The organism is Alicyclobacillus hesperidum (genome assembly GCF_900107035.1).
Classification (GTDB): domain Bacteria; phylum Bacillota; class Bacilli; order Alicyclobacillales; family Alicyclobacillaceae; genus Alicyclobacillus; species Alicyclobacillus hesperidum.
On sequence record NZ_FNOJ01000003.1, the window covers coordinates 216,289 to 240,455 of the forward strand.

Here is a 24,167-nt window from a genome sequence, read left to right on the forward strand (position 1 = left end):
TTCTATTCAGCATCATGTTTGGACACGGTATCCTGAGTCTCATTTCGCCAAGCGTCCACATACTCTTGCAATGCGGCCTTGAGGTGATGACCGATCTCGGCATATGCCTCGTCGTCCAGGTTGGCGAGCGAGATGCGAATAGACCACTTCGGACCGTGAAATCCCCCCCCATTCATAAGCACAATACCGGACTCTTCGGCCAGCCGAAAGAGAATGTCGATAGGCTCGTAGCGGTCCAGCATATACTGGGTAAAGGCCTCGCCGAACGTGTTGACAGACCAGTGTTCGAGATCGATCTCGGTGTAGTAATCGGCGTCATGCGGCAAGTTCGGCAACGGTAGTCCGAGCCCATCGTACAAAAGTCCCATCCGGCGGTGACAAATCTCTTTCGTCAATTGCTTGTAGCGCTCACCGCGCTCCGTCATGGTGAACGCGCACATAATGGCCATCTGAACCTGTTGCGGCGTCGATAAACCAGCCGTGTGGTTGAGAGCAACCTGGCGACTGTCGGCCACCATGCGATCGATAAACGACAATGCCTCCGGGTTGCGCGAAACGGTGCCGTATCGCTTACAGAGTTTTTCCTGCTCAGATTTCGGCAATCGCCGCAGCCTGGCGTCAAACACGTTTTCGCGGTGAAGTGCGATGGCTCCCAGGCGCCAGCCCGTGACACCAAAAAACTTGGAAAGTGAATAGACAAGCATCGTGTTATAGGGGAGGTCCGCCATCAGTGACCGATACCCATCGACAAACGTGCCATATACGTCGTCGCTGATGATCATCAAATTCGGATTCTGTTCCCGTACCGTGCGCACGAGTTGCGCCACTGTGTCGCGGTCTAAAGCGACCGACGGTGGATTGCTCGGATTGACCAGAAATAATGCCTGCACGGACGGATCAGCCAGTTTGGCGATCTCCTCGGGCGGATACTGCCAAGTGTGGCGCCCTTGTGCATCCCTCCCTGTCGCGCGAATCTCGACCACGTCAAATGCGTAACGATCTAACTCCGGAATCTCGACATAGGGTGGAAAAATGGGCACCATGATGGCGACCCTGCCTCCCCGCTCGATCAAGCCATTCGCCAATAAGGAGTCGAAAATGTAACACATCGCCGCGGTTGCACCCTCGACCGCAAACAGTCGTAAGTCGTCGGGATGGACGCCTCCCGCGCAGATTTCCTTCGCCAAAAAATGCGCCACCACCCGCTCTGTACGCGTCAACATGCGATCCGGTGTCGGATAGTTATCCCCGACAATGCCGTCGACCAGCTCGTGTAGCCATTCGTCGGGTGCAAAACCGTACTTGCGCTCGCCCTCGTTCACCACTTCCGCCAATACGTCGATGCCTGGCAGACCTGGGTTTTCCGAAACGAATTCCTGAAACCGATCACGGATCCCCGGGCGACGAGGCATGCCAGCGAGATCGCCATCGTCCCAAACGCGTCGGCATTCCTGCATCGCGAACTGCCCGAGTGCAAAGAACGCTTCGCGCGGCGCAGCCGCGACCCAGTTCGGGTTGCCTCGACCTGCGTCCAGCATTGCTTTGGCACTCTTTCGCTGATGACCACGGGCCAGTTTGATCAACTCATGCCGAAATTCGAATGGGCTGATGGCCTCAAAGCTGCGCTCCATTTTGCGACGAGCCTCTAAATCGGAATCGCGCTGCGACCCTGTAGACCTGGCCTTCGCATCCACATCCTGCATAGCGTATCTACCTCCATTGGGCAATAGGATCGGTGCAAAAACTTGACATGAAAAACAGACTACGGATGATCCATAGCCTGTGTCGGTGGATAATTTCTATGCGGATGAGCATCGTGCGTCGGTCACAGTCACAGCAACTGTTCTGCCATGTAAAAAGCGACCAGACATCCCCGCAGGCTCTGCACACGTGGTGAAAGCCTACGAAAGTGCCTGATCGCTTGCTGACATGCCATACAATTGATTGGGTTAGACTCCTTTTGCGCTTTGTTCGTCAGACCACTCCTGAACGCGCAACCGCACCCAGAGGAGATTGATAAGATAAAGCCCGATCACGGCAGCAAGCATCGTGCGGATGCCAAACGCTGCAGATATCGCGCCACCGACAAGTGGGCCAGCAAAACTCCCGAGGAAGGTCGAGCTCGATGTGAAACCGTATATTCGCCCCCGCTGTTCACGCGGCGTTAGGCGTCCGACAAGCGCATTTGCCGTCGGCAAAATGCCGCCGACGAAGATGCCTAGGCCAAAGCGGCCGAGCATGAAGACCCAGATGTTTGGCGCCAAAGCCTGTGGCAAATAGCAGAGCGCCGCGCCAAACAGCGAGATCGACAAGACGCGCTTATAACCGATGCGGTCGCTGCGCTTGCCGAGAAACGGAGAAAAAATCAAGTCCGCTAGACCCGTGACGGCGAAACAAACGCCAGATAGCGTGCCTAAAATGCCGACGAGTTGCGCCGATTTGCCAGCCAACTCGCGAATATACAGCGGCAACACAGGCTGTACACTCATCACCGAGAATTGCGCAACAAACAGAACAAAAAACATGACTTGTATCGATTTCATCTCGCCAAGAAGTTTAAATTGTCCGATGAGCGAAAGCCGCTTGCGCGAAGCGTTGGCGTCCGTTTTCCCACTTGGCTCGCGCACAAGAAGCCAGGTCAAGATAAACGCTGTCGATGCAAACAGAGCGGTCAAAAAGAAGACGATCCGGTAATTATGGTGAAACGTATCGACGAGGACGCCGCCGAGCAATGGTCCGAGCAGGCTTCCGACCATAGCAAACGTCGACAACCACCCTAAGGCATAGCCAAGCCGTTCCTCGGGAATGACACTGGCAACCAAGGCGTTCGCTGAGGCAGAAAAGCCGCTAAACGCCCCCTGCAACATACGGATAACCAGAAGTTCATAGACGTTGTGGGAAAATCCCATAAGGCAAGTCGCAATGGCGATGGCTAACGTCGTGCGCATAACCATCATCTTCTTGCCGCGCTTATCGGCGACGCCACCCCAAATCGGCGACATAATGGCCGACATCAGGAAGTTGGCGCTTGCGACCACCCCCGCCCAGACCTCGACAGCATGCTCACTCTTGACACCCAGTTGGCCGATAAACAGGGCGAGAAACGGTCCCATACTAGAAAATGCCATCATCATAATGGCCTGGACAGCGGCCATCGTCCACAGTGTCCGCTGCCAGGATATAGGATTGCCTTCCTGCATGACATCAGCTCCTACGCCATCGACAACACGGCGCGAAAGCGAACGTCAGCATTCAGCATTTTATCCAGCGCTTCCTGAGCTCGTTCAAGAGGAAACGTCTCGATCATGGGTACGACATTCGTGAGGAGACTAAATCGGATAGTCGCCTCGGAATCCGCTGCCGGCCCAGCCGTCCAGCCGCGCATGGCGCGTTTGCCACCGAGCATTTCCGCGGCACTGATGTCGATGGGCTCTCCCGATCCGGCGACGATGATCAGTTCGCCACCTGGCGCCAGGCCCTCAAACAATTGCCGGATGGACGCTGCATTTGGCGCTGTCGCCAATGCGGCCCGGGCGCCACCCAATTCGCGCAACACTGCACCCGGATCGTCAGCCTTCGCATCGATGTAGACGTCTGCGCCAAGCGATTTCGCCAGTTCTTCCTTGTCGCGCCCGCGCGATACGGCCGCAACTCGATAACCGGCCTTTCTGGCATATTGAACCGCCAAGTGACCCAGTCCACCGATGCCGCCAATGGCGACCAAGTCACCCGGGCGCGCCATGCTGCTACGAAGGGCAGTGAACACCGTATTTCCAGCGCACATCAGCGGGGCCGCTGCCTTCGCTTCCAGCCCATCCGGCACGCGCGCCAGACCATCGATGTAAGCCACCATATACTCTGCGTAGCCGCCGTCCTGCGTGAGCCCCGTCACTTCGCCATGGCCGCCCATCCAGCCGACACCGACGCGCTCGCCTACGTTCCAACCGGCGACGCCATCCCCCAACTTATCGATCACGCCGATGACTTCGTGACCCGGCACCCGCGGATACACCATGTGTGGGTGATGCCCCTCAATGGCGACCATCTCCCCGTGGCACACGCCACACGCTTCCACGCGAATGCGCACCTGTTCCGGACCTGGTTCTGGAATTGGCAACTCGACAAGTTGCAATGGCCCGCCACGTTGAGCGATTTGAACAGCTCTCATTGTCGCCATACAACCATCTCCTCTCGGTTCGTCCACCTGATTGTGACGCCCCGAGCAGCCAAATTCAAGTTGAGCTCACCAGTTCGCGCTGCGGAACTACGATGGCCAAATAATAATTCATGCTGTCGACCAGCGCCTCCCAACTCGCTTCGACGACATTCTCCGATACGCCAATCGTCCTCCAAACGCGTTGTCCGTCGGTCGACTCAATCAACACGCGCACCTTTGCCGCTGTCGCGTCTTTTTCATCGAGCACCCGCACTTTGTAATCGGTCAAATGCATGTGTGCAATCTCCGGCCTGTGTGCGGCAAGCGCTTTGCGTAGAACGGCGTCCAAGGCGTTGACCGGCCCGTTGCCTTCGCACACGGTGTGCACAATTTCTCCCCCGACGCCCAGCTTGACAATCGCCTGCGAGGTGACATCTGCCTCGCTTTGCACGTCCGTATCGACGCGAACGGAAAACACCTCGAAAGGCTGTTGAAATTCACCAAGTGTGCGCCGGAACAATAGTTCCTGAGACGCTTCCGCACCTTCAAACTGATAACCGAGGTATTCAAGTTCCTTAATCTTCTCGAGGAGCGTCCGCAAATCGTCAGATCGTCCGACCACCGATATACCAAACGCCTCCGCCTGACTTTGCACGTTTGACAGACCAGATAATTCTGAAATCAGGACGCGACGTTCATTGCCCACAAGCTCCGGTTGTATGTGCTCATAGGTCTCGGAATTGCGAGCGATGGCGCTGACATGTATGCCCCCTTTATGGGCAAACGCGCTGTGACCCACAAACGGCTGATAGCTATGCGAGACCAGATTCGCCACCTCGCCGACAAAACGCGCCGTCGACGTCAATTGGCGCAGATGTTGGCGACTGGGCAAACACGAATACCCAAGCTTCAGTTCGAGGTTCGGAATAATGGAGGCCAGATTCGCGTTGCCACAGCGTTCCCCAATGCCATTGATGGTTCCATGCACCATGCGAGCGCCAGCCTGGACGGCAGCAAGTGTATTGGCTACGGCGAGTTCTCCGTCGTTATGCGTATGAATGCCGACCTGCACGCGGACTTCGCTCACCACAGTGGCGACGATCTCGCGAATCTCATCGGGCAAACTGCCACCGTTGGTGTCACACAGCGCCACCCAATCGACACCGGCCTCTTCTGCTGCTTGCAACGTGGCCAAGGCATATGCGCGGTTGTGCTTAAAGCCGTCAAAAAAGTGCTCGGCATCGAATATGACCTCGCGCCCGTGCCGCTTTAGATAGCGTACCGTGTCGCGAATCATGTCTAGGTTCTGCCCAAGGTCAATGCGTAAAGCTTCCGTGACATGGAAGTCCCAAGCCTTACCAACGATGGCGACGGCAGGTGTGTTGGCGCCGAGCAAAGTCTGCAATCCGGCATCGTCCTCAGCCTTGGTCGAGGGCCGCCTGGTCGAGCCGAAGGCCGTCAGTTTAGCGTGCTTTAAATGCAAACGATCATTGGCCGTCCGGAAGAAGTCCTGATCTTTCGGATTGGCACCAGGAAATCCCCCTTCGATGTAGGCGACGCCGAGATCGTCCAGTTTTTGCGCAATTTTAAGCTTATCTGCCACTGTCAAGCTGACGCCTTCTCCTTGGGTGCCATCGCGCAGTGTGGTATCCAGTAGATAGACGTATGCCATGCGCTCATCCCCCATATGTCGTCTAACAATTCGGAACTCAGTTCAACTATGAACGGAATTGCGCGAAATGTCCAGCCTAGACGTGAATGTCACCACGTCTGGTCAGTACTGGTGCCGTTGGACTTTACGCATAAGGCAAGTCAAAATTTGTGACCGCGGCGTGCTCTTGGTCTATAATCGTCTCTGGTGGATGCAGACAAAGGAGGATGCTATCATGACCGCAAAACATCTCGCGGACACGGTAACGTTAAACAACGGTGTGGAGATGCCCTGGTTTGGCCTAGGCGTGTACAAAGCACAGGCCGGCACGGAAGTCGAAACCGCGATTCATTACGCATTGGAAGCCGGATACCGCCATATCGATACCGCAGCCTTATATGCAAATGAAGAAAGCGTTGGCAAGGCCATCCGCGAATCCGGGATCGATCGCGCCTCCATCTTCGTCACCACAAAGGTGTGGAACGACGACCAAGGTTACGACTCGACCCTGCGCGCGTTCGATGCAAGCCTTAAGCGCCTTGGTATGGAGTATGTCGATCTTTACTTGGTTCACTGGCCAATCTCCGGAAAGTACAAGGAAACCTGGCGCGCTCTTGAGACGATTTACGAGCAAGGTCGGGCACGGGCGATTGGCGTCAGCAACTTCCAAATTCGTCACCTTGAAGACATTCTCTCCGACTGTAAGGTGAGGCCGACGGTCAATCAGGTCGAATACCATCCTTTGCTGACACAACAACCGCTACACGCCTATTGCCGGGAACACCAGATTCAATTGGAAGCGTGGAGCCCTATTATGCGTGGTAATCTCGACCTCCCGGTACTGCAGGAACTTGCTCGAAAATACGGCAAGACGCCGGCGCAAATTGTATTGCGGTGGGATCTGCAAGAGGAAGTCGTGACGATTCCGAAATCCGTTCATCGAGATCACATCATCCAGAACGCGGATATCTTTGACTTTGAACTGAGCCCGGAAGACATGGAACAAATTCGCGGGTTGAATCAGAATCACCGCTTCGGTCCAGATCCCGATACCTATTGATTTCGATGTAGATGCTCGGCCCGGGAAACCGGGCTTTTTTCATCTCTCCTCCCTCTTTCCTGCACCCTTGCTCTTCCACCACCCGGGACATTCGTCCACGCGCCGTTCGCGGCACCTGCGTACGATGAACCATCGAACGACGAGGAGGTGCTGATATGTACGGCGTATTTGGAGGTTACACTCGCTGGGCTGTCGTGTTTCTCATCATCTTCGTGTTGTTCATTCTGCTCGTGCCCTATGGCGCTGGCGCTTATTAATTGACAGCGCAAACTCACCAAGGTCACGCTCACACGAGTGTGACCTATTTGTATAATTCGTCATCGTCTTTCGATCCCGCTTCCCCACTTCTCTCTCCGCTTGGAATCATCTTTCGTATATGATGAGTGCAGAGAGGAGCGAGAGCCTTGCAGTCGAAAATCGTCATTTTGGGAGCGGGCTACGGCGGTCTCGCCGCGGCCATCCACCTAGAAAAACATCACATTCCGTTCACCCTCATCAACAAACATAGTTATCACTATTTCAAAACACTGCTACACGAGGTAGCAGGCGGTCGCCACGACGCGCAAACGTACGCGATCGATCTGCGCGATGTCCTACACCGCGATACGAGCGTCATTGTCAAAGACGTCGTACGAGAACTGGATCTACACAAAAATATGGTTTGGACAGAAGCTGGCTACTACGAGTACGACAAACTCGTCATCGCGTTAGGCAGTCAAACAGCCACATTCGGCATTCCCGGACTCACTTCGCACGCCTTTGTCTTGGACTCATTGGCGACGGCGAAGTCCATCCGCGAACACATCGAAGCTTCATTTCTGCGCTATGGACGTACGGGCGACCCGAACGATCTCAAAATTGTCGTCGCTGGCGGCGGGCTGACCGGCGTCGAATTGATGGGTGAGCTTGCGGACTTCGCGCCGAAACTGCTACTTCAACACCAACTCTCTGCCGACGACTTTCAACTGACCCTCGTTCACGCACATGACGAAATTTTGCCGAACGTACATCGCGACCTGCGGCAAATTGCCATGCAAAAATTGCAGGAACGAGGCGTGCGACTCGTTCTGAATGAGCGCGTTATCGGAGCGAACGCCAATGAAGTTCTTTTGGCGAGCGGAAAGAGCCTGCACGCGCATACCTTCATTTGGACAGGCGGCGTCGAAGCCCCATCCCTATTACGCCAATCCGGGCTTCCCATCGATGATCGCAATCGTATCGAAGTCGACAGCTACTTACAGGTCCAAGGGCATCCGGATGTCTTTGCCATTGGTGACAGCGCCCGCTTCACGACAAAAGATGGCGAGGTCCTGCCTCCCACCGGCCAAGTGGCCGAACAAATGGGCAAGCATGTGGCAGACAACATCATACGGTTCTGTCATAACGATACGATGGACGAATTCGTATATCACGATCACGGCATGGTCGCGTCCCTTGGGCCGACTTACGGTGTTGCCGAAGTGGGCCATCATCACGCGACAGGCACCGCGGCACTCGTGTTGAAAGACGGCTCGAAGATGAAGTATTTGATGCATCTGGGTGGCCCCATCGCACTCTTGAAGAAACACAAACAATGGATTGAAATTTGACGAAGCAGGTCTAACGAGGTCCTTGCTTGGGCACAGTATGCGCGCAAACCGATTGCGTCCCCGGGTGGGCGCATATGGAGGTGCCTCGCAGTGACATACGATTGTATCATTGTAGGCGGCGGCATTGCTGGCACACAAGCGGCCATTCAACTGGGCCGTTACTGTCGGCAAGTCGCCGTGATCGACGGCGGCTATGGCCGAAGCACGCTCTGCCAGGCTTATCACAACCTGCTCGGCTGGCCTGCAGGCGTAAGTGGCGAAACACTTCGACAACTCGGCCGACAGCAAGCTGAAGGATATGGCGTCACGTGGCTGGAAGATTGGGTCGAGACCATCGTGAATCAAGAGCACTTATTCGAGGTACACACACGCACAGGCCAGCTCTTTTTGGGACAGCGTCTACTGCTTGCCACAGGCGTCCTGGACAACTTGCCAGACATCAGAGGACTCGCCGCATGCCTTGGGATAACCGTGTACGTTTGCCCAGATTGCGACGGATACGAAGTGCGCGGTAAAAGGACAGTCGTTCTCGGCCAGGGTAAGGCAGGTGCGCAGATGGCCTTGGCCCTCACCTATTGGCAACCAAAACTGATCTATATCGATCACGGCTCGACTCCCTTGCCCGAAGACTTGTCCGCGTCCCTGCGACAACTCGGAGTTGAGCGACGACAAGCACATGTACAACAGATTCGCGAGAGTCGCGGGCAACTCCATGCTGTCGAACTCACAGACGGAACGATCCTAGATGCCGAGCGGGCCTTCGTGGCATTTGGGCACAACACCGTACACAGCGAATTAGCCGCCCAATTAGGTGTATCGTTACACCATAACCGGCACATATTGGTTGACGCACGGACAAAAGCAACTTCGGTTCCCTTCATATGGGCTGCAGGGGACGTCGTGGCACACTCAGAACAGGTTTCCATTGCGATGGGTGAAGGGGCGCAGGCCGCCATCTGGATTCACAAAAGCCTGTTGCCTATATCGACATTTCCCGAGAAATGGCCGAACCCTTCGACATAAACGGCGTATTGCCACGAAGTTCGTGCACTGGAACTCATGTGATTTTTATGACATGCCCGCCCAACATGGAAACGGGCTCCTTTAGGGGCTGACCTGTCACCCACAGAAAAACACACCCTTCATCACCAGCGTGGATCTTCCCAGACCGTGAATGTGCGCTACCAACAGTGAGGCACTGTCCACTGCGGGCCACCCCTTGCGGCGTTGACACTTCCCCATGCAACAAATATGCTAAGCCCATGCCTTGACAACTGGGCTCGGCCATGGCACGCGGTTTCATCTCCCAAATGGAAACCGACGCTGCACAGACCAATTGAATGGGCGCCGAAGGACCAGCTATCTCCAAGAGGCTCCCCCAATCCGTTTTGTGCGTCAGATACAATGGTCGTCGATAGGTCTTTGCAAATCCGCTGTAATCTCGAGTATTAAAAGGTATATTAAACCACATTTGTATAACTCGGCATTGTGAAACAGGTAGCTCTGCGTGAACAAACCCCGTACCTGCAAACAGGTAGTGCACATCACCCGCAGAGAGTATTTCGTCGCGCCCAGTTTCATCCGTATGTTGAACGCGTCCTTCTAGGGTCAACGTGAGCTTTTCGAAACCGCTGTGTACGTGCGAAGGAAACCCATACCGGTTCATCTGAATGTCGTCGATGAGCAAAAGCGGATCGAGCGGCGGCACACCACCATCACTGGCGGGTAACAGGCGCGAGAGCCAAAGCCCTTCATTGAGATCTACCCGCTCGCCGCAACCGATGTTGGTCCACACCGTTCGATCCACCGTCCCCGCGACAAATTCTTATTTCGACAATCGGGCTGCGCGTAGCGCTTCGCCCATACCTGCCAAGAATTCAAACAGATATGCAATCGCCGTGTTCACACTTGGGTCCTGAAACTTGGCTAGCAAATCGTATATCCCCAGCGGGCGTGCGCCGCTTTCCGAAACACTCACAGCAGTTCCGTCGTCCTTGCCAGCGACCCGATTGACGCCTGCAGTCAGTGCGGTCAAAAGCGTGGAAACACTGTCCGGATCGAGCTTGCCTACCCATTGCAACAAAGTGATTGCGATTTGTAAAGTGGAAATGCCACTTGGCGTGTTCAAGGCCTCGACCCCGCGGGCCAAAACCTGGTCACCTCGTTCCACCATCGCGGTGAATAGCGGAAGCAATCCTTTGTCCTCAAGCGCCCCGAGCAATCTCAAGCCAGCGATGACGCCTTCTTCATCGGAAGCCAGTTGTGCCATGACACGTTCGTGCGTGGACTGGCGTGACTTGATAGCGGCAGTCTGCGGCCGCTGAATGGATGTAATAGGCTCGCCCATCGCTCCCCATCCTTTCTGCCATTATGAACGGCGGTCTGTCACTAGTGGTGCGTAGTCTGCCCGCCCCCACTTTTGCTCCACATTGACGCCAGGCTGTGGGTTCGGCTTACCTAAGCGGAAATTCCCTGTCTTTATCGGGGATTCTCCCTTCGCCTCGATGACTTCCATGCGCACCCGCATCTCCTTGTACGCCGGAGTGAACGTCGCCGTGTCGTGATCGCTTGACGTCAACAGGTTGACGGCCTCTTCGTCGCGTCGGGACAACAGTGGAAGATAGATTTTGTTCCCGGATACACGATCTGTTACGACCACGCGCACCTTCACGCGTCCGTGAGGCGAAATGAGACGGACAAGTGCGCCATTTGCAATCTTGCGATCCGCCGCCAATGCAGGTGAGATTTCGACATATGTTTCCGGTACCTTCGCGTGGATGCCAGGTACGCGGCTCGTCATATTTCCCTCATGGAAGTGCTCCAACAGGCGGCCATTGTTCAGCTCAAGATCGTATTCGTCCGCAACTGTGATAGGTGGTGTCCAGGCGACCGGATATAAGCGCGCTTTTTTGTCCGCAAAGGCGAAACCGTCCACATATAAGAGGGGCGTATCTGTACCGTCCGCCGCGACGGGCCACTGTAAGCTACGATAGCCTTCGAGTCGGCCATAGGTCGCACCTTTGAATAACTCCGTAAGACCACAAGCCTCCTCGAAGATCTCCTGTGGCGATGTATATTGCCAATTCGCGCCGAATCGATTGGCGACCAGTTGTATGATTTCCCAATCCGGCTTTGCCTGGCCGAGTGGCTCCAGAACCCGATACAAGCGCTGGATTCTACGTTCTGTATTGGTGAACGTGCCTTCCTTTTCTAAGCTCGGGCACGCCGGCAAAATGACATCCGCGAATTGAGCCGTTTTACTAAAAAACACGTCCTGTACGACAAAAAACTCAAGTTTTGTGAACGCCTGCTGCACATAGTTTGCGTTGGAATCGACCACCGCCATGTCTTCACCCACGAGATACAAGGCCTTGAGCTTACCTTCGTGAATAGCATCGACCATTTGGTGGTTGTTGAGGCCCGGCGTGATCGGTAAGGGCGTTTTCCACGCCTGTTCATATTTCCGGCGAATCGCCTCATTGGCCACTGGCTCATACCCCGGGAAAAATGTCGGTGCACAGCCCATATCGCCCGCACCTTGTACGTTGTTGTGCCCCCGCAACGGGTATGCACCTGTGCCAGGCCGCGCGACATTTCCGGTCACCAAGAGCAGGTTGCAAATTGCAGTACTCGTGTCGGAACCGCCGACGTGTTGTGTGACGCCCATCGCCCAGCAGATTGACACCCGCTCCGCCGCCATAATCATCTCGGCGATGCGAATCAGTTCTGCCTCACGCACTCCGCAAACTTCACTTGCGTGCGCAAGCGTAAACGCATCCAGCGAGCGCACGAACTCCGCAAAGCCATTTACGCGATCACGCAGGAAAAGTTGATCGTGCTTGCCGCAGTCAATAATGTATTTCGTCACGGCGGACAGCCACACGAGATCGGTTCCCTGGCGCGGCTGTAAAAACAGATCGGCCCGTTCTGCCATAATATTGCGGCGGACATCGGCGACAATCAGTTTTTGTCCTCGCTTCTTTTGCGCACGGCGCAGGCGCGTCGATAGCACCGGGTGCGCCTCGGCCGGATTCGCGCCGACAATGATGACGAGATCGGCCAACTCGAGATCGCGGATCGATCCGGTGTCGCCCCCAAGTCCCATCGTCCGCCGCAGGGCTTCCGTTGCCGGAGATTGACAGTAGCGCGAACAGTTGTCGATGTTATTGGTAAACATCACGGAGCGAGCCAACTTTTGCATCAAGTAATTTTCCTCGTTGGTCGACTTGGATGAGGCAATCCATCCGACCGCGTCGTACCCATCGCGGGCTTGAATCGCCTTGATGCGCGTTTCAATAACATCCAGCGCCTCGTCCCAGGTCACGCTGTAAAAGGCGTCGCCGCGACGAACCAACGGTTCGACAATGCGCTCCTCGCTATTGACAAAGTCCCATCCAAACTTACCTTTCACGCACGTCGAGATTTGGTTTGCGGGCGCTTCCATCCGAGGCTCCACTTTGAGGATGTCACGGCCCTTCGTCCACACGTCAAACGAACAGCCCACACCACAGTAGGTACAGACCGTCTTGGTTTTACGGATGCGCGCCTCCCGCAATTCCGCTTCGATTTCCGAGATTGCAAAAATCGATGAATAGCCGGGCTCGACCTGTTTCGTGATATCGATCATTTGGCTCAAGGTGCCCGCTTCAATCCCGGTCAGGTATCCCGCCTCTCCCAGCATCGATTTTTCCATCAAGGCATTGCATGGACAAACGGTTACACAGTGGCCACATGAAACACAGGACGATTCATTGATGGGCACATCTTGATCCCAAATGACACGCGGCTGCTCACGTGACCAGTCGATGGAGAGCACTTCGCTGACCTGCAAGTTCTGGCAAGCCTCGACACAGCGCCCACACAAAATACATTGGTTCGGATCGTATCGATAAAAAGGATTGCTCATATCGACTTCATAGGGCTTTGGTGTAAAAGGATAGGCTTGATGCTCGATGCCCATCTTCATCACGGTGTTGTGCAGAGTGCAGTTCTTATTATTGTTATCACACACCGTGCAATACAGGTCGTGATTTTGCAAAATCCGATCCATCGCTTCTTTCCGTGCGTAGCGGGCAGCGACGGACTTTGTTTGAATCTGCATGCCAGATGCAACTTGCGTAGCACAAGCGCGCACCAATTGACCATCGACCTGCGCGATGCACGTATCGCACGTTTCGATAGGTCCAAGTGCAGGATGGTAACACACGTGCGGATGATCCACGCCGCTGTCGAGAATCGCGTCTAAAACGGACGCCCCGGATGGTACCCAGTGCTCCTGCCCGTCAATCACGACCCGAATGATTCCTTCCTTCACGGCTATGACCTCCTTGCTTTTATCGCAAATGATGTAGCTGACTTCGGAGAATGTGACAAGAAACCGCGCCAAAGTCATTCTTGGCGCGGCACTCGACGTATGAATGCGATGGGCTTGTCAGCCCGTCGTGGTGTCCCCGGCTTTTCGCATGTAGACCAGAAAATATGCAGTCGCGGTGAACAGCCAGCCACCGATGGCATTGCCAATAAACGCGCCAATCCACTCGACGATGATTTGGCCCCATGAAATGGGTGCGCCAACCCATAGACCCGCCGGTAGCACAAACATGTTAGCAACAACGTGTTGAAAGCCGATCGCGACAAAGGTCATGATGGGAAACCAGATAGCGAGAATCTTGCCTCCAATATCCTTTGCGCCATACGCCATCCATACGGCGAGACAAACCAGCCAGTTACACCCAATGGCGGATAAGATGGTCGAGCCAAACGGGAGTTTTGCCTTGGCGGTCGCCAGCGCAATGACGGTCGTCTTAAACGGATCCTCGGTGAGCAGATGTGCACCCAACCCGAAAACACCAGCGACAAACAACGCACCAAGCAAATTGCCAATAAGCACCCAAAACCAGTTGTACACAAGGCCGCCGATACCAATTTTCTTCGCGTGCAGCGCGAGAGGTAACGTCATCATGTTGCCTGTCAAAAGCTCTGCTCCGGCGATCACGACCAACATCAGGCCGACCGGGAAGACGGCGCCGCCCAATAGACTCTTGATGGACGCCAAACTGTCTGGCAAGCTCGCAGTCACGCGAATGTCCACCAGAAATCCAAGCGCGATAAACGCCCCTGCCAAAAAACCAAGAATCAACAGTTTCCACCATGACTGTTTTGCCTTGTCGTGGCCGATGGCGGCAGCGGTTTGGGCGATTTCCGCCGGAGTCAAGAAATTGCTCATCCAAATTCCACCTTTCTGGATTTTTTCGCTGCTCGATCGCGCATGAACAGGCATAGGATGCTTCAATTCGGCCGGAAAATGAAAAATCATGACAGGATTCCATCAGAGCCAAAGAACACAAAAAAGGCACAAATTGTCCGCCAAAGCAGTCAACTTGTGCCGATGTGTTTGCCTGCAGAGCCTACAGGCCTACCATACAAGCGTCGAGCCTTTTGTAACGCGCGCACTCACACGAATGTGCTCGCCACATGTCATATGATAGCACAGTTTAGTTATGAAAGCGAATTCAACAGAAAAATTGACTAGCCCCCATAGATATGATCACACCTTACGCTTCATCTGTGGCGTCGGTCGCGTTTGTACAAGATGGCGCACCTTGCCCAATTGGCTTTTCGAAAATAAAGACGGAAACGCCCATATCCTCTTCAACCTTGAAGTCAGAGAACAGGTACAACATCTTTGAGCCAGCCAGTTCCTCCATGCCTTCCGGGACTTTTTTCGCATACAATGCCTGAATCATATTGGTACGAGCCGATCTGACAATTTCCGCGCCTTCCGGTGTACGGCTGATAAATTTCTCTGTCGGCGTTAAATTCCCTTGCAAGATGGAGATGGCCATGTTGTCGACAAACACGGTATGAATGCGCTCCGGTCCCTTGCCGAAACACTCTTTGCGCACACGCCGCACGATCTCGTTAAATGCTTGTTCGCGGCTTTTCGCCATGTTCATCTCCCCTGATCCTCGCGTCCTTAGTTTGTAATTGTATTCGCTTATCTTCCATAAGCCAATAGAAGCAATTTGCTACTCCCTTGGCCATAGCACGCAATTGGCGTACAGTTGCGACAGGAGGCGATCAATCATGGCATCATCATCCGTCGTATTTGCATGCATCACGCCACATGGGTTGCCCATTCTCAAAGAACTGGCCGGTGATGAACCCCATTTGATGGCCAAGACGCGAGCCAGTATGGAGAAACTTGGTCAGCAAATGCGGGCCGAGGAAGTCGATGTCATCGTTGTCATCACGCCGCACGGTCTGCGCGCAGACAATCAATTCACGATTGCCGCAAGTTCATTTATGGAAGGGGAGTTATCGGAGCTAACGGTCGCCCAAATGGTGGGCAACACGCGTCTGGATGTAGGAGAACGAGTTCACATGCGCCGCGTGGTCGATCAAGCTTTTGCCAGAGCTATTGGCGTTGCCAGTAACAGCGCTTCATTACCGATGGCCGTTATCAACTTCGCGACCCAAAAAGGCGTGTTCTCGACACTTCCACTCGATTGGGGCTCGCTCATTCCACTATCTTTTATGCCTGATATGCCCATTGTCGTTGTCAATTCGGCGCGATCGCGCACATACCAGGAACACATTCGACTGGGCGAACAGATTGCCAGAGTCGCAACATCGATGGGAAGGCGTATTGCCATCATCGCGAGTTGCGATTGGTCACACACCCACGACCCTAGTGGACCGTACGGTTGGCACCCAGATGCGGCTGTGCTGGATGATTCAGTTGTGGCATGTATTTCGCGTGGAGATTTGGAAGAGCTTATGCAGTTTTCGGAGGAAATTATCGAGAATGCTAAACCGGATGGCATCTGGCAAGCGCTCGTTCTTGCGGGGGCCGTGCCGCCAAGTGCACGCCGGCCGCGGTTGCTATCATATGAGCGGCCGACGTACTTTGGCATGATATGCGCACGAATGCTCTAACTCATGAATGCTGTGACTACCGTACCGTGAAAACTGGATGTTGAGTCGCTTTCGAAACAATCACGGTATCGAGAATTTGCGCAACTCGGCCGTTTGCATCCGTCGTCACAAGGTGGAATTGACCCGGCGCCGACAAATGGTAACGCACCTGCGTGGCGGTTCGTCCTGGCTGTGGATTGACCCCCACACGATTCAGGTCACCAGCGGATCGAAGTTGCACATGGTTGGCCTGGTTACCGGTAACGACGACATTCCAGCCGGTTGGGATAGACACTTGTAGCCAACCACCGTTGGCAAGAGCAGAGCCCGCCGTATAAGCGCCGGGTGCCGTCACACCGCGCCCATCCGTGAAGGCATTTGGCGATGTTGGTGCCGTTACCCCGCGACCATCTGTGAAGGCGCGTGGCGATGTTGGTGCCATCACAGCGCGACCGTCGCTGGCAGTCAAATTGGGCCGTGTAACGTTCGCCCGTGCTGGTAGGGCAGTGTTCAGTTGCACATACACTGTTTTCGTTGCGGCATTAACTTGAACCTGATGTCGGATCGTTCCATACGGCGGTCTGGCGACATCGCCCGCATACGGAGTTGTCGCGCGGCCGTTTGGCGCGACGCGCGGATCCAGTGCCCCGCCGATGGCGTTGCCGACATCAGCTGCGCCGCGGCCTGCGAAGTTCCCAATCGCAGCTGCCCCGCGGCCGGCCGCGTTGCCTACGTCCGCCAACCCGCGCCCGACAGCATTACCCGTGCCCGCAACCCAACCAGCGGCCGTATTGGCAGCCTGGTTTGCGGTGTTCGCCGGTGTGCCACACCCTGTCAAGGCCGCCAGAGAAACCGCGACACAGGCACTTACCCAACCGAGCTTCGCCCTCATCAAAGATGCGCCTCCCTCTTCAAGGTGTCGAATCATTGTCCCCCTTGAAGAGTCGGCGCTATCCTCATCGTGCGGCGGTACCTTCTGGACGAATTTTCTCGTTTACGCTGGCGCTCCAGCGAATTGACTATAGTACAGTTCGGCATAAAAGCCGCGACGTGCCAACAAATCCTCATGCGTCCCTTGCTCGATCACGCTGCCATGATTCATCACCAAGATGAGATCGGCGTTGCGAATGGTCGACAGTCGGTGCGCAATGACAAAACTCGTTCGCCCTTCCATCAACCTCGACATCGCTTCCTGGATAAGGATCTCGGTACGCGTATCAACGCTACTCGTCGCCTCATCGAGGATTAAAATGGATGGATCAGCAAGAATGGCTCGTGCAATCGTTAAAAGCTGTTTTTGCCCCTGCGAAATGTTCGAGGCTTCTTCGTTGAGCACTGTGTCATACCCATCAGGTAACGTCCGGATGAAATGATCCGCACGCGCCGCCGTAGCTGCAGCAACCACCTCGGCTTCCGTCGCACCGGCGCGACCATACGCGATATTCTCGCGAATGGTGCCGTGAAATAACCACGTATCTTGGAGCACCATGCCAAACATGCTGCGCAAATGCCCTCTTTGCAGTCGCGTGATATCGACACCATCAATGCGGATGGAGCCACCGTCAACATCGTAAAAGCGCATGAGTAGATTCACTAGTGTCGTCTTCCCCGCGCCTGTCGGCCCCACAATCGCAACCATCTGCCCGGCTTTGACCTCAATGTTCAGATGCTCCATGAGCGGCTTATCCGGTTGATAGGCGAATCGCACATCCTTAAACTGCACATCCCCCGTCGGCGCAGACAGTAGCACCGGCTCTGCCGGCTCCGGCGTTTCCTCTTCTTCATCAAGCAATTCAAAAATACGCTCTGCCGAGGCCACTGTTGACTGAATGATATTGGAGATGCTGGACAGTTGGGTGATGGGCTGTGAGAATTGACGCGCGTACATGATGAACGCCTGGATATCTCCGATACCAATGGCGCCGCGAGTGACGAGAAAACCGCCGATCACGCTGACGAGAACGTAGCCAATATTCCCGATGAAATTCATCAAAGGGAAAATCATTCCAGAAATAAATTGCGCCTTCCAGCCAGACTCGAACAGCTTTTCGTTATACTCGATGAACTGACTCATCGCCCTATCCTCAAGGCCAAACGCCTTAACGATTTGGTGCCCTGTGTACATCTCCTCGATGTGACCATTAAGTTGCCCAAGTGAGCGTTGCTGCCCGACAAAATAGCGTTGCGAGCGCTTGGCAATGGTACGCGTCACATAAAAAGACAGGGGCAACGTCAAAAACACGACGACAGACATCCACGGACTGATGGAGAACATCATCACAATCACGCCGACAAACGTCACGACCGAACTGATTAACTGGGTGAGCGTCTGTTGCAGTGTGTTACCGATGTTGTCGAAATCGTTGACAAAGCGGCTCATAATCTCGCCAGTCGGCCGCGAGTCGAAAAAGGATAAGGGAAGGCGTGCCATCTTTGCGTTGACTTCCTTGCGCAAGGCGTAAACCGTCTTCTGAGCAACACCGGCCATGACAAACTGCTGGATGTAGCTAAACAACGCACTTAGGACGTATAAGACGCCCAGTTCTAAGATGACATGAATAATGCCAGAGAGATGAAAGCCAGAGCCCGGGATCCCATGCAGGCGATGACGGATGCCAGCGACGAGATCGTCCGTCGCGTTTTTCATGACATCTGGGCTCAAGATGCTAAACAGCGTGCTAAGAATCGTCATCAACAGAACAACGGCAAGCCGCCACAGATGTGGCTTAAAATACCGGGATAACCGACGCAACGTGCCTTGAAAGTCCTTCGGCTTTTGCACTGGCATACCAGGGCGCATACCGCCCCTGCCCATTGGCATCGGCGGGCGCATCGTCCGCATGTCTCTGCGTTCGGCCTCGCTCATGCGCTCTCCCCCTCTGCCATTTGCGATGCAACAATTTCGCGATAAACTTGGCACGAATCGATCAGTTCGTCGTGCGTGCCCACCCCTGCAATACGTCCTTCATCGAGAACCACAATCTGGTGCGCATCGCGTACCGTACTTACCCGTTGCGCCACGATGATGACGGTGGCTTCCTGCACCTCATCGCGCAACGCCGCACGTAGGCGGGCATCCGTGCGAAAATCAAGTGCCGAAAAACTGTCGTCGAAAATGTAAATCGGAGCCTGCTTGGCGAGTGCTCGCGCGATCGCTAAACGCTGCTTCTGGCCGCCGGATACGTTGCGACCTCCTTGCTCGATGTACGACGCAAAACCATCCGGCATTTCCTCGATAAACTCGATAGCCTGAGCTACCTCGGCAGCTCGCCTGACTTCCTCATCACTTGCATCCTGCCGCCCCGCACGAATGTTGTCGGCGATGGTGCCGCTGAACAACACGGATTTTTGCGGAACGTACCCGATTTTTGCGCGCAAAGCCGACTGCGTTTGCGCCCTTACGTCGACGCCGCCGACCAGCACGACCCCCTCGTTCACGTCATAAAAACGCGGGATCAAGTTGACCAAAGTCGACTTGCCTGCCCCTGTACCGCCAATGATGGCGGTCACCTGTCCGGGCCTGGCGACAAACGAAATATGAGACAAAGCGGGCGTTTCAGCACCAGGATAGCGAAACGTGACGTCGCGAAATTCGACCTGGCCGTACTCTGTACGCGATGCTTGGGCATCCTCAGCAACAGGATCGACAATATCCGGTTTCGTTTGCAACACAGCCCAAATGCGGTTGGCAGAAGCGGACGCTCGCGGAATCATGAAAAACATCATCGATACCATCATGATGGCAAAGAGTAGTTGAGTGATGTACTGAATAAAGGCGATGAGCGATCCGATTTGCATCGTGCCGCGCTCCACGCGCATGCCACCGAACCAAATGACCGCAATCACCGAGAGATTGATGACCAACATTAGAGCTGGCGACATCACGGCCATGATTTTTTGTACGCGCGTGGTGGTGTTCGTCAAATCAAAGTTAGCTACATCGAATCGGTCCTGTTCATAGGCAACGCGGTTAAAGGATCGAATGACGCGGATTCCGGTCAAATTCTCGCGCAAAACGCGGTTAAGCGTGTCAATTTTGGCTTGCATCGTGCGAAACAATTTGGTCGCCCGCGTAAAGACAAGCGCGATAATGGCGGCCAAAACCGGCACCATGACGACGAGGATCAACGACAATTTGGCATCCGTGTAGACCGCCATCAAAATGCCGCCGATGCAATTGAGCGGCGCCATAATCATCATCCGCAGCATCATGTTGACCAACTGCTGCACTTGCGTGATGTCGTTGGTCGTCCGCGTGATCAACGAAGACGTGCCCAATTCGTCAAATTCATGTAGCGAAAACGTCTGTGCATGGGCAAAAACCTCGCGGCGCAGAACTTTCCCAAAGCTCGAAGCGGTGCGAGAGGATAAAAAACTCGCCGCGATCGAAAAACATACTGAAGCGATGGAGACCGCAAGCATCAAGAGGCCTGTCGTGACGATGTAGTGAAGATTGCCCTTAAGCACGCCATAGTCGACAATGTCGGACATCAAGGTAGGAAGATATAGATTGCCAAGGCACTGGATAAAGATAAACGTCACGATAAAGACGATGGCGAACCTGTAGGGACGCAAATATGGAAATAGATTCCGCAATGCGATTCACCCCATTTCGTATGTAGGACTGTTCATTTACTTCTCCCGTTGAAGGAAAATGACCATACCGCATGCTATGATACAAAAGAATGATACATATTTTGTTGAAAACCCAAGGAGGCACTCATCATGGAAGCCCCGAAAGCAAAGCGGATTCCCCACCCCCATACCATTCATGGCGATACGCGGCCGGACGATTACTACTGGTTGCGCGATAAGTCCGATCCCGACGTCATTCTGTATTTGGAAGCTGAAAACGAATACTATCGTGAACACGTGGACGCGCTTTCCCACATCACGGATCACCTGTATGCGGAAATGGTCGCTCGTATCCCGGAAAGCGAGCAAAAAGTGCCCGTCCAAGGTGACCTTTACTTTTACTACACCCGCATGGAAAAATCCTTGCAATACCCAGTCTACGCCCGCAAACGAGCCGCAGATAGGACACAACTGGCCGCGGCCGAGGAAGAGATTATCCTCGATTTGAATGAACTCGCTGGCGACGGATATTTGAGTGTCACGGAGACACGCATCAGCCCCGATGAAACCAAGCTCGCTTATCTCGAAAATCGGGACGGCACCGATCGCTATACACTTTTTGTCAAGGATCTCACGACCGGAGAATTGCTGCCGGATCGCATCGAAAACGTGTTTATCGGGGACAGTGTCGAGTGGGACGCAACAGGTTCCTACTTATTTTATACGACGGTTGACGAAAGCCAACGGCCCTATCGGCTGTGGCGTCACCAGCTCGGGGACGACCCGACAAACGATAGCTTGCTCTATGAAGAATCAGACGTCACGTACGTCCTGAGTTTGGCGAAATCGCAAAGTGGGCGTTATCTCTTCTTAACCTCATCGACCAAAACAACGACCGAAGTCCGATATATCGCTGCGGATCACCCGCTTGCTTCATGGACCGTTTTCGCCCCACGCGAGACCGACGTGGAATACAGCCTGGAGCACTGGCGTGATCACCTGCTCGTCTTGACCAATCGCAACCGATTCAATTTCAGCCTGTTTGAACACCCAATCGCGCCGCTCAACCCGACACAGATGCGCGAATTGTTTGCGTACGACGACACTCGATATTTGCTTGCGGTTCACCCATTTCGCGACGCGCTGGTCATCGAAGGGCGCCAAGATGGCCTAACCCAGATTTGGACGTACTGCGATGGAAACCTGCAGCGCCTTGCCTGGCCTGACCAGTTGTACGCGGTACATGTGAGCGAAAATCGCCGTTACGACACGAGCGAAGTGCTTTTGGCGTACGAATCGTTCTTAACACCACGCACCACCTATGCGCTTCAGCCAAAAACAGGTTCACTGTCCGCCCTTCAAACGGCTCCCGTCAGTGGCCCATTCGACCCACAGATGTATCGTCAGGAGCGGATCTGGGCAACGGCCGAAGACGGTGTGCAAGTACCCGTGTCGATCGTCTACAGACAGGACGCTTTGCAAAACGGCCCTGCACCACTGTTGCTTTACGGCTATGGTTCATATGGCCACAATCTCGATCCGGCATTTATGCCACAACTCCTGCCAATTCTCGATCTTGGCGTCGTCTACGCCATCGCGCACGTACGCGGCGGATCGGAAATGGGGCGCCAATGGTACGAAAACGGAAAAATGCTCAATAAACGTAATACATTTACCGACTTCATTGCCACTGCCGACGACCTCATCCGTCGCGGATATACAACGCGCACTCAACTCGCCGCAGATGGGCGCAGTGCAGGTGGCTTGTTGATGGGTGCCGTGGCTAATCTTGGTGGTGATCGATTTGCGGCGTTGTCAGCCGGTGTGCCGTTTGTCGACGTGGTCACGACCATGCTCGATCCGACGATTCCGTTAACCACGCTCGAGTGGGACGAGTGGGGCAACCCGGAAGACCCTGAGTATTACGCCTATATGAAGTCTTATAGCCCCTACGACAACGTCGAGGCAAAAGCGTATCCGCATATCATCGTCACCACCGGGATCAACGACCCTCGGGTGGCCTATTGGGAACCTGCCAAATGGGTGGCCCGGCTTCGGACCATGAAGTCTGACGATACCGTCCTTGTCATGAAGACGCACATGGGTGCGGGTCACTTCGGATCCTCCGGTCGACTCGAGCACATGCGCGAGCAAGCAGAGATTTACGCCTTTCTGTTGGATAAAATCGGCGTGCAGGTCCATTGAAACGGGGGGATTGATGGTGGAATCGTTTCGCGCATTTCTCGTCAACCAAACGGATGCTCGCTTTACATCAGGTATCCGCACGTTGACACTCGATGATTTGCCCTTGGGTGAAGTCACGATTCGCGTCCGGTATTCGAGTGTAAATTATAAAGATGGCATCTGCTCGTTGCCCAACAGCCGTTTGGTCACTCAATACCCGATGGTGCCAGGCATTGATCTGGCAGGAGAGGTCATCGAATCGCAGGATACCCGGTTCCGTTCCGGCGATCCGGTGATTGTGACCAGCTACGACCTCGGTACGGGGCACTTTGGTGGATACAGCGAGATCGCACGCGTGCCAGCTTCGTGGGTCGTGCCGCTGCCGGAGGGACTCACGTTGCGCGAAGCCATGATCCTAGGTACGGCTGGATTTACCGCTGCCCTTTCCTTGCAACGAATGGAGGAAAACGGATTGCGTCCGGACAGCGGACCGGTGCTCGTCACGGGGGCCACCGGCGGTGTGGGTAGCACTGCCGTGGCCATGTTCAGCCAACTGGGTTACCAAGTGATCGCTTCCACGCGCAAAGAGAGCGAGCACGCGTTTCTACGAGAGTTGGGCGCAAATGAAATCGTGTCGCCGGACGAACTCGTGCTGCGCGATGGCGACTCATTTGCGAACCTACCGGAACGTTTCGCCGGCGCCGTCGACCCGGTTGCGGGAAAAGCCCTGCCGTATATTCTCAATACCATGAAATACGGCGGCTGCATCACGGTAAGCGGCTTTACCGGCGGCCCCGAACTTGCCGCCAGCGTATTTCCGTTTCTACGGCGCGCCATCACCTTCATCGGCATCGATTCTGTGCTCTGTCCGATGTCGATCCGCGCCCCGCTGTGGCAACGCATCGCACGGGAACTCAAGCCGCAAAAGGTGCTCGAACACATCGTCCAAGAGATATCGCTGGATCAGCTGCCGCAGACGCTGGAACGGATTCTGCGTGGCGACATGCGCGGGCGCGCGATCGTCAGGCTGTAACT

General features: G+C 54.7%; 18 protein-coding genes. 6 read left to right on the forward strand and 12 right to left on the reverse strand.

Annotated elements, in window-relative coordinates:
• Positions 1-2: 2 nt before the first annotated feature.
• From aspD to cimA, 4 genes are all read right to left on the reverse strand, one after another.
• Positions 3-1,703 carry an aspartate 4-decarboxylase gene (gene aspD / locus BLU70_RS03555; protein ID WP_100218589.1) on the reverse strand — a complete coding sequence of 567 codons (1,701 nt, stop codon included), beginning with the start codon at positions 1,701-1,703 and terminating at the stop codon, positions 3-5.
• A gap of 246 nt (positions 1,704-1,949) precedes the next feature.
• The gene (locus BLU70_RS03560) at positions 1,950-3,200 is read right to left on the reverse strand and encodes an MFS transporter (RefSeq protein ID WP_083341131.1); all 1,251 of its coding nucleotides are present in this window, start codon (positions 3,198-3,200) and stop codon (positions 1,950-1,952) included.
• 11 nt (positions 3,201-3,211) lie between these two features.
• Complete coding sequence (locus BLU70_RS03565) at positions 3,212-4,177, reverse strand: zinc-binding dehydrogenase (RefSeq protein ID WP_074692009.1); 966 nt, start codon at positions 4,175-4,177, stop codon at positions 3,212-3,214.
• A gap of 55 nt (positions 4,178-4,232) precedes the next feature.
• Positions 4,233-5,828 carry a citramalate synthase gene (gene cimA / locus BLU70_RS03570; RefSeq protein WP_074692011.1) on the reverse strand — a complete coding sequence of 532 codons (1,596 nt, stop codon included), beginning with the start codon at positions 5,826-5,828 and terminating at the stop codon, positions 4,233-4,235.
• 214 nt (positions 5,829-6,042) lie between these two features.
• Between cimA and BLU70_RS03575 the strand changes: the two genes are divergently transcribed.
• The 3 genes from BLU70_RS03575 (at position 6,043) to BLU70_RS03585 (ending at position 9,479) form a co-directional block, all read left to right on the forward strand.
• Complete coding sequence (locus BLU70_RS03575; protein ID WP_074692014.1) at positions 6,043-6,867, forward strand: aldo/keto reductase; 825 nt, start codon at positions 6,043-6,045, stop codon at positions 6,865-6,867.
• Positions 6,868-7,271: 404 nt separating this feature from the next.
• Positions 7,272-8,456, forward strand: a complete 1,185-nt coding sequence (locus BLU70_RS03580; RefSeq protein WP_074692017.1) for an NAD(P)/FAD-dependent oxidoreductase — start codon at positions 7,272-7,274, stop codon at positions 8,454-8,456.
• A 90-nt stretch (positions 8,457-8,546) separates the two neighbouring features.
• A complete protein-coding gene (locus BLU70_RS03585; protein WP_074692020.1) occupies positions 8,547-9,479 on the forward strand; it encodes an NAD(P)/FAD-dependent oxidoreductase in 933 nt (310 codons plus the stop codon).
• 34 nt (positions 9,480-9,513) lie between these two features.
• Here BLU70_RS03585 and BLU70_RS03590 read toward each other — a convergent pair whose 3' ends face one another.
• The 5 genes from BLU70_RS03590 to BLU70_RS03610 all read right to left on the reverse strand — a co-directional run bounded on the left by BLU70_RS03590 (position 9,514) and on the right by BLU70_RS03610 (position 15,406).
• Positions 9,514-10,251: a pirin family protein gene (locus tag BLU70_RS03590; protein ID WP_074692023.1), complete on the reverse strand. Its 738-nt coding sequence runs from the start codon at positions 10,249-10,251 to the stop codon at positions 9,514-9,516.
• 30 nt (positions 10,252-10,281) lie between these two features.
• On the reverse strand, positions 10,282-10,803 hold the full coding sequence (locus tag BLU70_RS03595; RefSeq protein WP_074692026.1) for a helical membrane plugin domain-containing protein: 522 nt from the start codon (positions 10,801-10,803) through the stop codon (positions 10,282-10,284).
• Positions 10,804-10,824: 21 nt separating this feature from the next.
• Positions 10,825-13,848 (reverse strand): formate dehydrogenase subunit alpha, encoded by a 3,024-nt coding sequence (fdhF, locus tag BLU70_RS03600; RefSeq protein ID WP_244885101.1) that lies wholly within the window; start codon positions 13,846-13,848, stop codon positions 10,825-10,827.
• A gap of 39 nt (positions 13,849-13,887) precedes the next feature.
• The gene (locus tag BLU70_RS03605) at positions 13,888-14,682 is read right to left on the reverse strand and encodes a formate/nitrite transporter family protein (protein ID WP_040288887.1); all 795 of its coding nucleotides are present in this window, start codon (positions 14,680-14,682) and stop codon (positions 13,888-13,890) included.
• A 328-nt stretch (positions 14,683-15,010) separates the two neighbouring features.
• Complete coding sequence (locus tag BLU70_RS03610; RefSeq protein ID WP_052012209.1) at positions 15,011-15,406, reverse strand: Na-translocating system protein MpsC family protein; 396 nt, start codon at positions 15,404-15,406, stop codon at positions 15,011-15,013.
• Positions 15,407-15,542: 136 nt separating this feature from the next.
• On the opposite strand from BLU70_RS03610, the gene BLU70_RS03615 reads away from it, so the two are divergent.
• On the forward strand, positions 15,543-16,394 hold the full coding sequence (locus BLU70_RS03615; protein WP_074692033.1) for a DODA-type extradiol aromatic ring-opening family dioxygenase: 852 nt from the start codon (positions 15,543-15,545) through the stop codon (positions 16,392-16,394).
• Positions 16,395-16,410: 16 nt separating this feature from the next.
• Here BLU70_RS03615 and BLU70_RS03620 read toward each other — a convergent pair whose 3' ends face one another.
• The 3 genes from BLU70_RS03620 to BLU70_RS03630 all read right to left on the reverse strand — a co-directional run bounded on the left by BLU70_RS03620 (position 16,411) and on the right by BLU70_RS03630 (position 20,969).
• A complete protein-coding gene (locus BLU70_RS03620) occupies positions 16,411-17,268 on the reverse strand; it encodes a hypothetical protein (RefSeq protein ID WP_143027473.1) in 858 nt (285 codons plus the stop codon).
• Positions 17,269-17,367: 99 nt separating this feature from the next.
• Complete coding sequence (locus tag BLU70_RS03625) at positions 17,368-19,239, reverse strand: ABC transporter ATP-binding protein (RefSeq protein ID WP_074692039.1); 1,872 nt, start codon at positions 19,237-19,239, stop codon at positions 17,368-17,370.
• Positions 19,236-20,969, reverse strand: a complete 1,734-nt coding sequence (locus BLU70_RS03630) for an ABC transporter ATP-binding protein (RefSeq protein ID WP_074692042.1) — start codon at positions 20,967-20,969, stop codon at positions 19,236-19,238. The genes BLU70_RS03625 and BLU70_RS03630 overlap by 4 nt, the downstream gene beginning before the upstream one ends.
• A gap of 129 nt (positions 20,970-21,098) precedes the next feature.
• Here BLU70_RS03630 and BLU70_RS03635 point away from each other — a divergent pair, with 129 nt between their 5' ends.
• Complete coding sequence (locus BLU70_RS03635) at positions 21,099-23,153, forward strand: S9 family peptidase (protein ID WP_040288840.1); 2,055 nt, start codon at positions 21,099-21,101, stop codon at positions 23,151-23,153.
• 13 nt (positions 23,154-23,166) lie between these two features.
• The gene (locus BLU70_RS03640) at positions 23,167-24,165 is read left to right on the forward strand and encodes an acrylyl-CoA reductase family protein (protein WP_100218588.1); all 999 of its coding nucleotides are present in this window, start codon (positions 23,167-23,169) and stop codon (positions 24,163-24,165) included.
• Positions 24,166-24,167: the final 2 nt, after the last annotated feature.

Bases quoted from the DNA above. Each gene is read 5' to 3' on its own strand.
- BLU70_RS03610 (WP_052012209.1), bottom strand. From the start codon at position 15,406: ATGGCGAAAAGCCGCGAACAAGCATTTAACGAGATCGTGCGGCGTGTG.
- BLU70_RS03625 (WP_074692039.1), bottom strand. From the start codon at position 19,239: ATGAGCGAGGCCGAACGCAGAGACATGCGGACGATGCGCCCGCCGATG.
- fdhF (WP_244885101.1), bottom strand. From the start codon at position 13,848: ATGACTTTGGCGCGGTTTCTTGTCACATTCTCCGAAGTCAGCTACATC.
- BLU70_RS03595 (WP_074692026.1), bottom strand. From the start codon at position 10,803: ATGGGCGAGCCTATTACATCCATTCAGCGGCCGCAGACTGCCGCTATC.
- cimA (WP_074692011.1), bottom strand. From the start codon at position 5,828: ATGGCATACGTCTATCTACTGGATACCACACTGCGCGATGGCACCCAA.
- BLU70_RS03565 (WP_074692009.1), bottom strand. From the start codon at position 4,177: ATGGCGACAATGAGAGCTGTTCAAATCGCTCAACGTGGCGGGCCATTG.
- BLU70_RS03635 (WP_040288840.1), top strand. From the start codon at position 21,099: ATGGAAGCCCCGAAAGCAAAGCGGATTCCCCACCCCCATACCATTCAT.
- BLU70_RS03605 (WP_040288887.1), bottom strand. From the start codon at position 14,682: ATGAGCAATTTCTTGACTCCGGCGGAAATCGCCCAAACCGCTGCCGCC.
- aspD (WP_100218589.1), bottom strand. From the start codon at position 1,703: ATGCAGGATGTGGATGCGAAGGCCAGGTCTACAGGGTCGCAGCGCGAT.
- BLU70_RS03575 (WP_074692014.1), top strand. From the start codon at position 6,043: ATGACCGCAAAACATCTCGCGGACACGGTAACGTTAAACAACGGTGTG.
- BLU70_RS03615 (WP_074692033.1), top strand. From the start codon at position 15,543: ATGGCATCATCATCCGTCGTATTTGCATGCATCACGCCACATGGGTTG.
- BLU70_RS03560 (WP_083341131.1), bottom strand. From the start codon at position 3,200: ATGCAGGAAGGCAATCCTATATCCTGGCAGCGGACACTGTGGACGATG.
- BLU70_RS03640 (WP_100218588.1), top strand. From the start codon at position 23,167: ATGGTGGAATCGTTTCGCGCATTTCTCGTCAACCAAACGGATGCTCGC.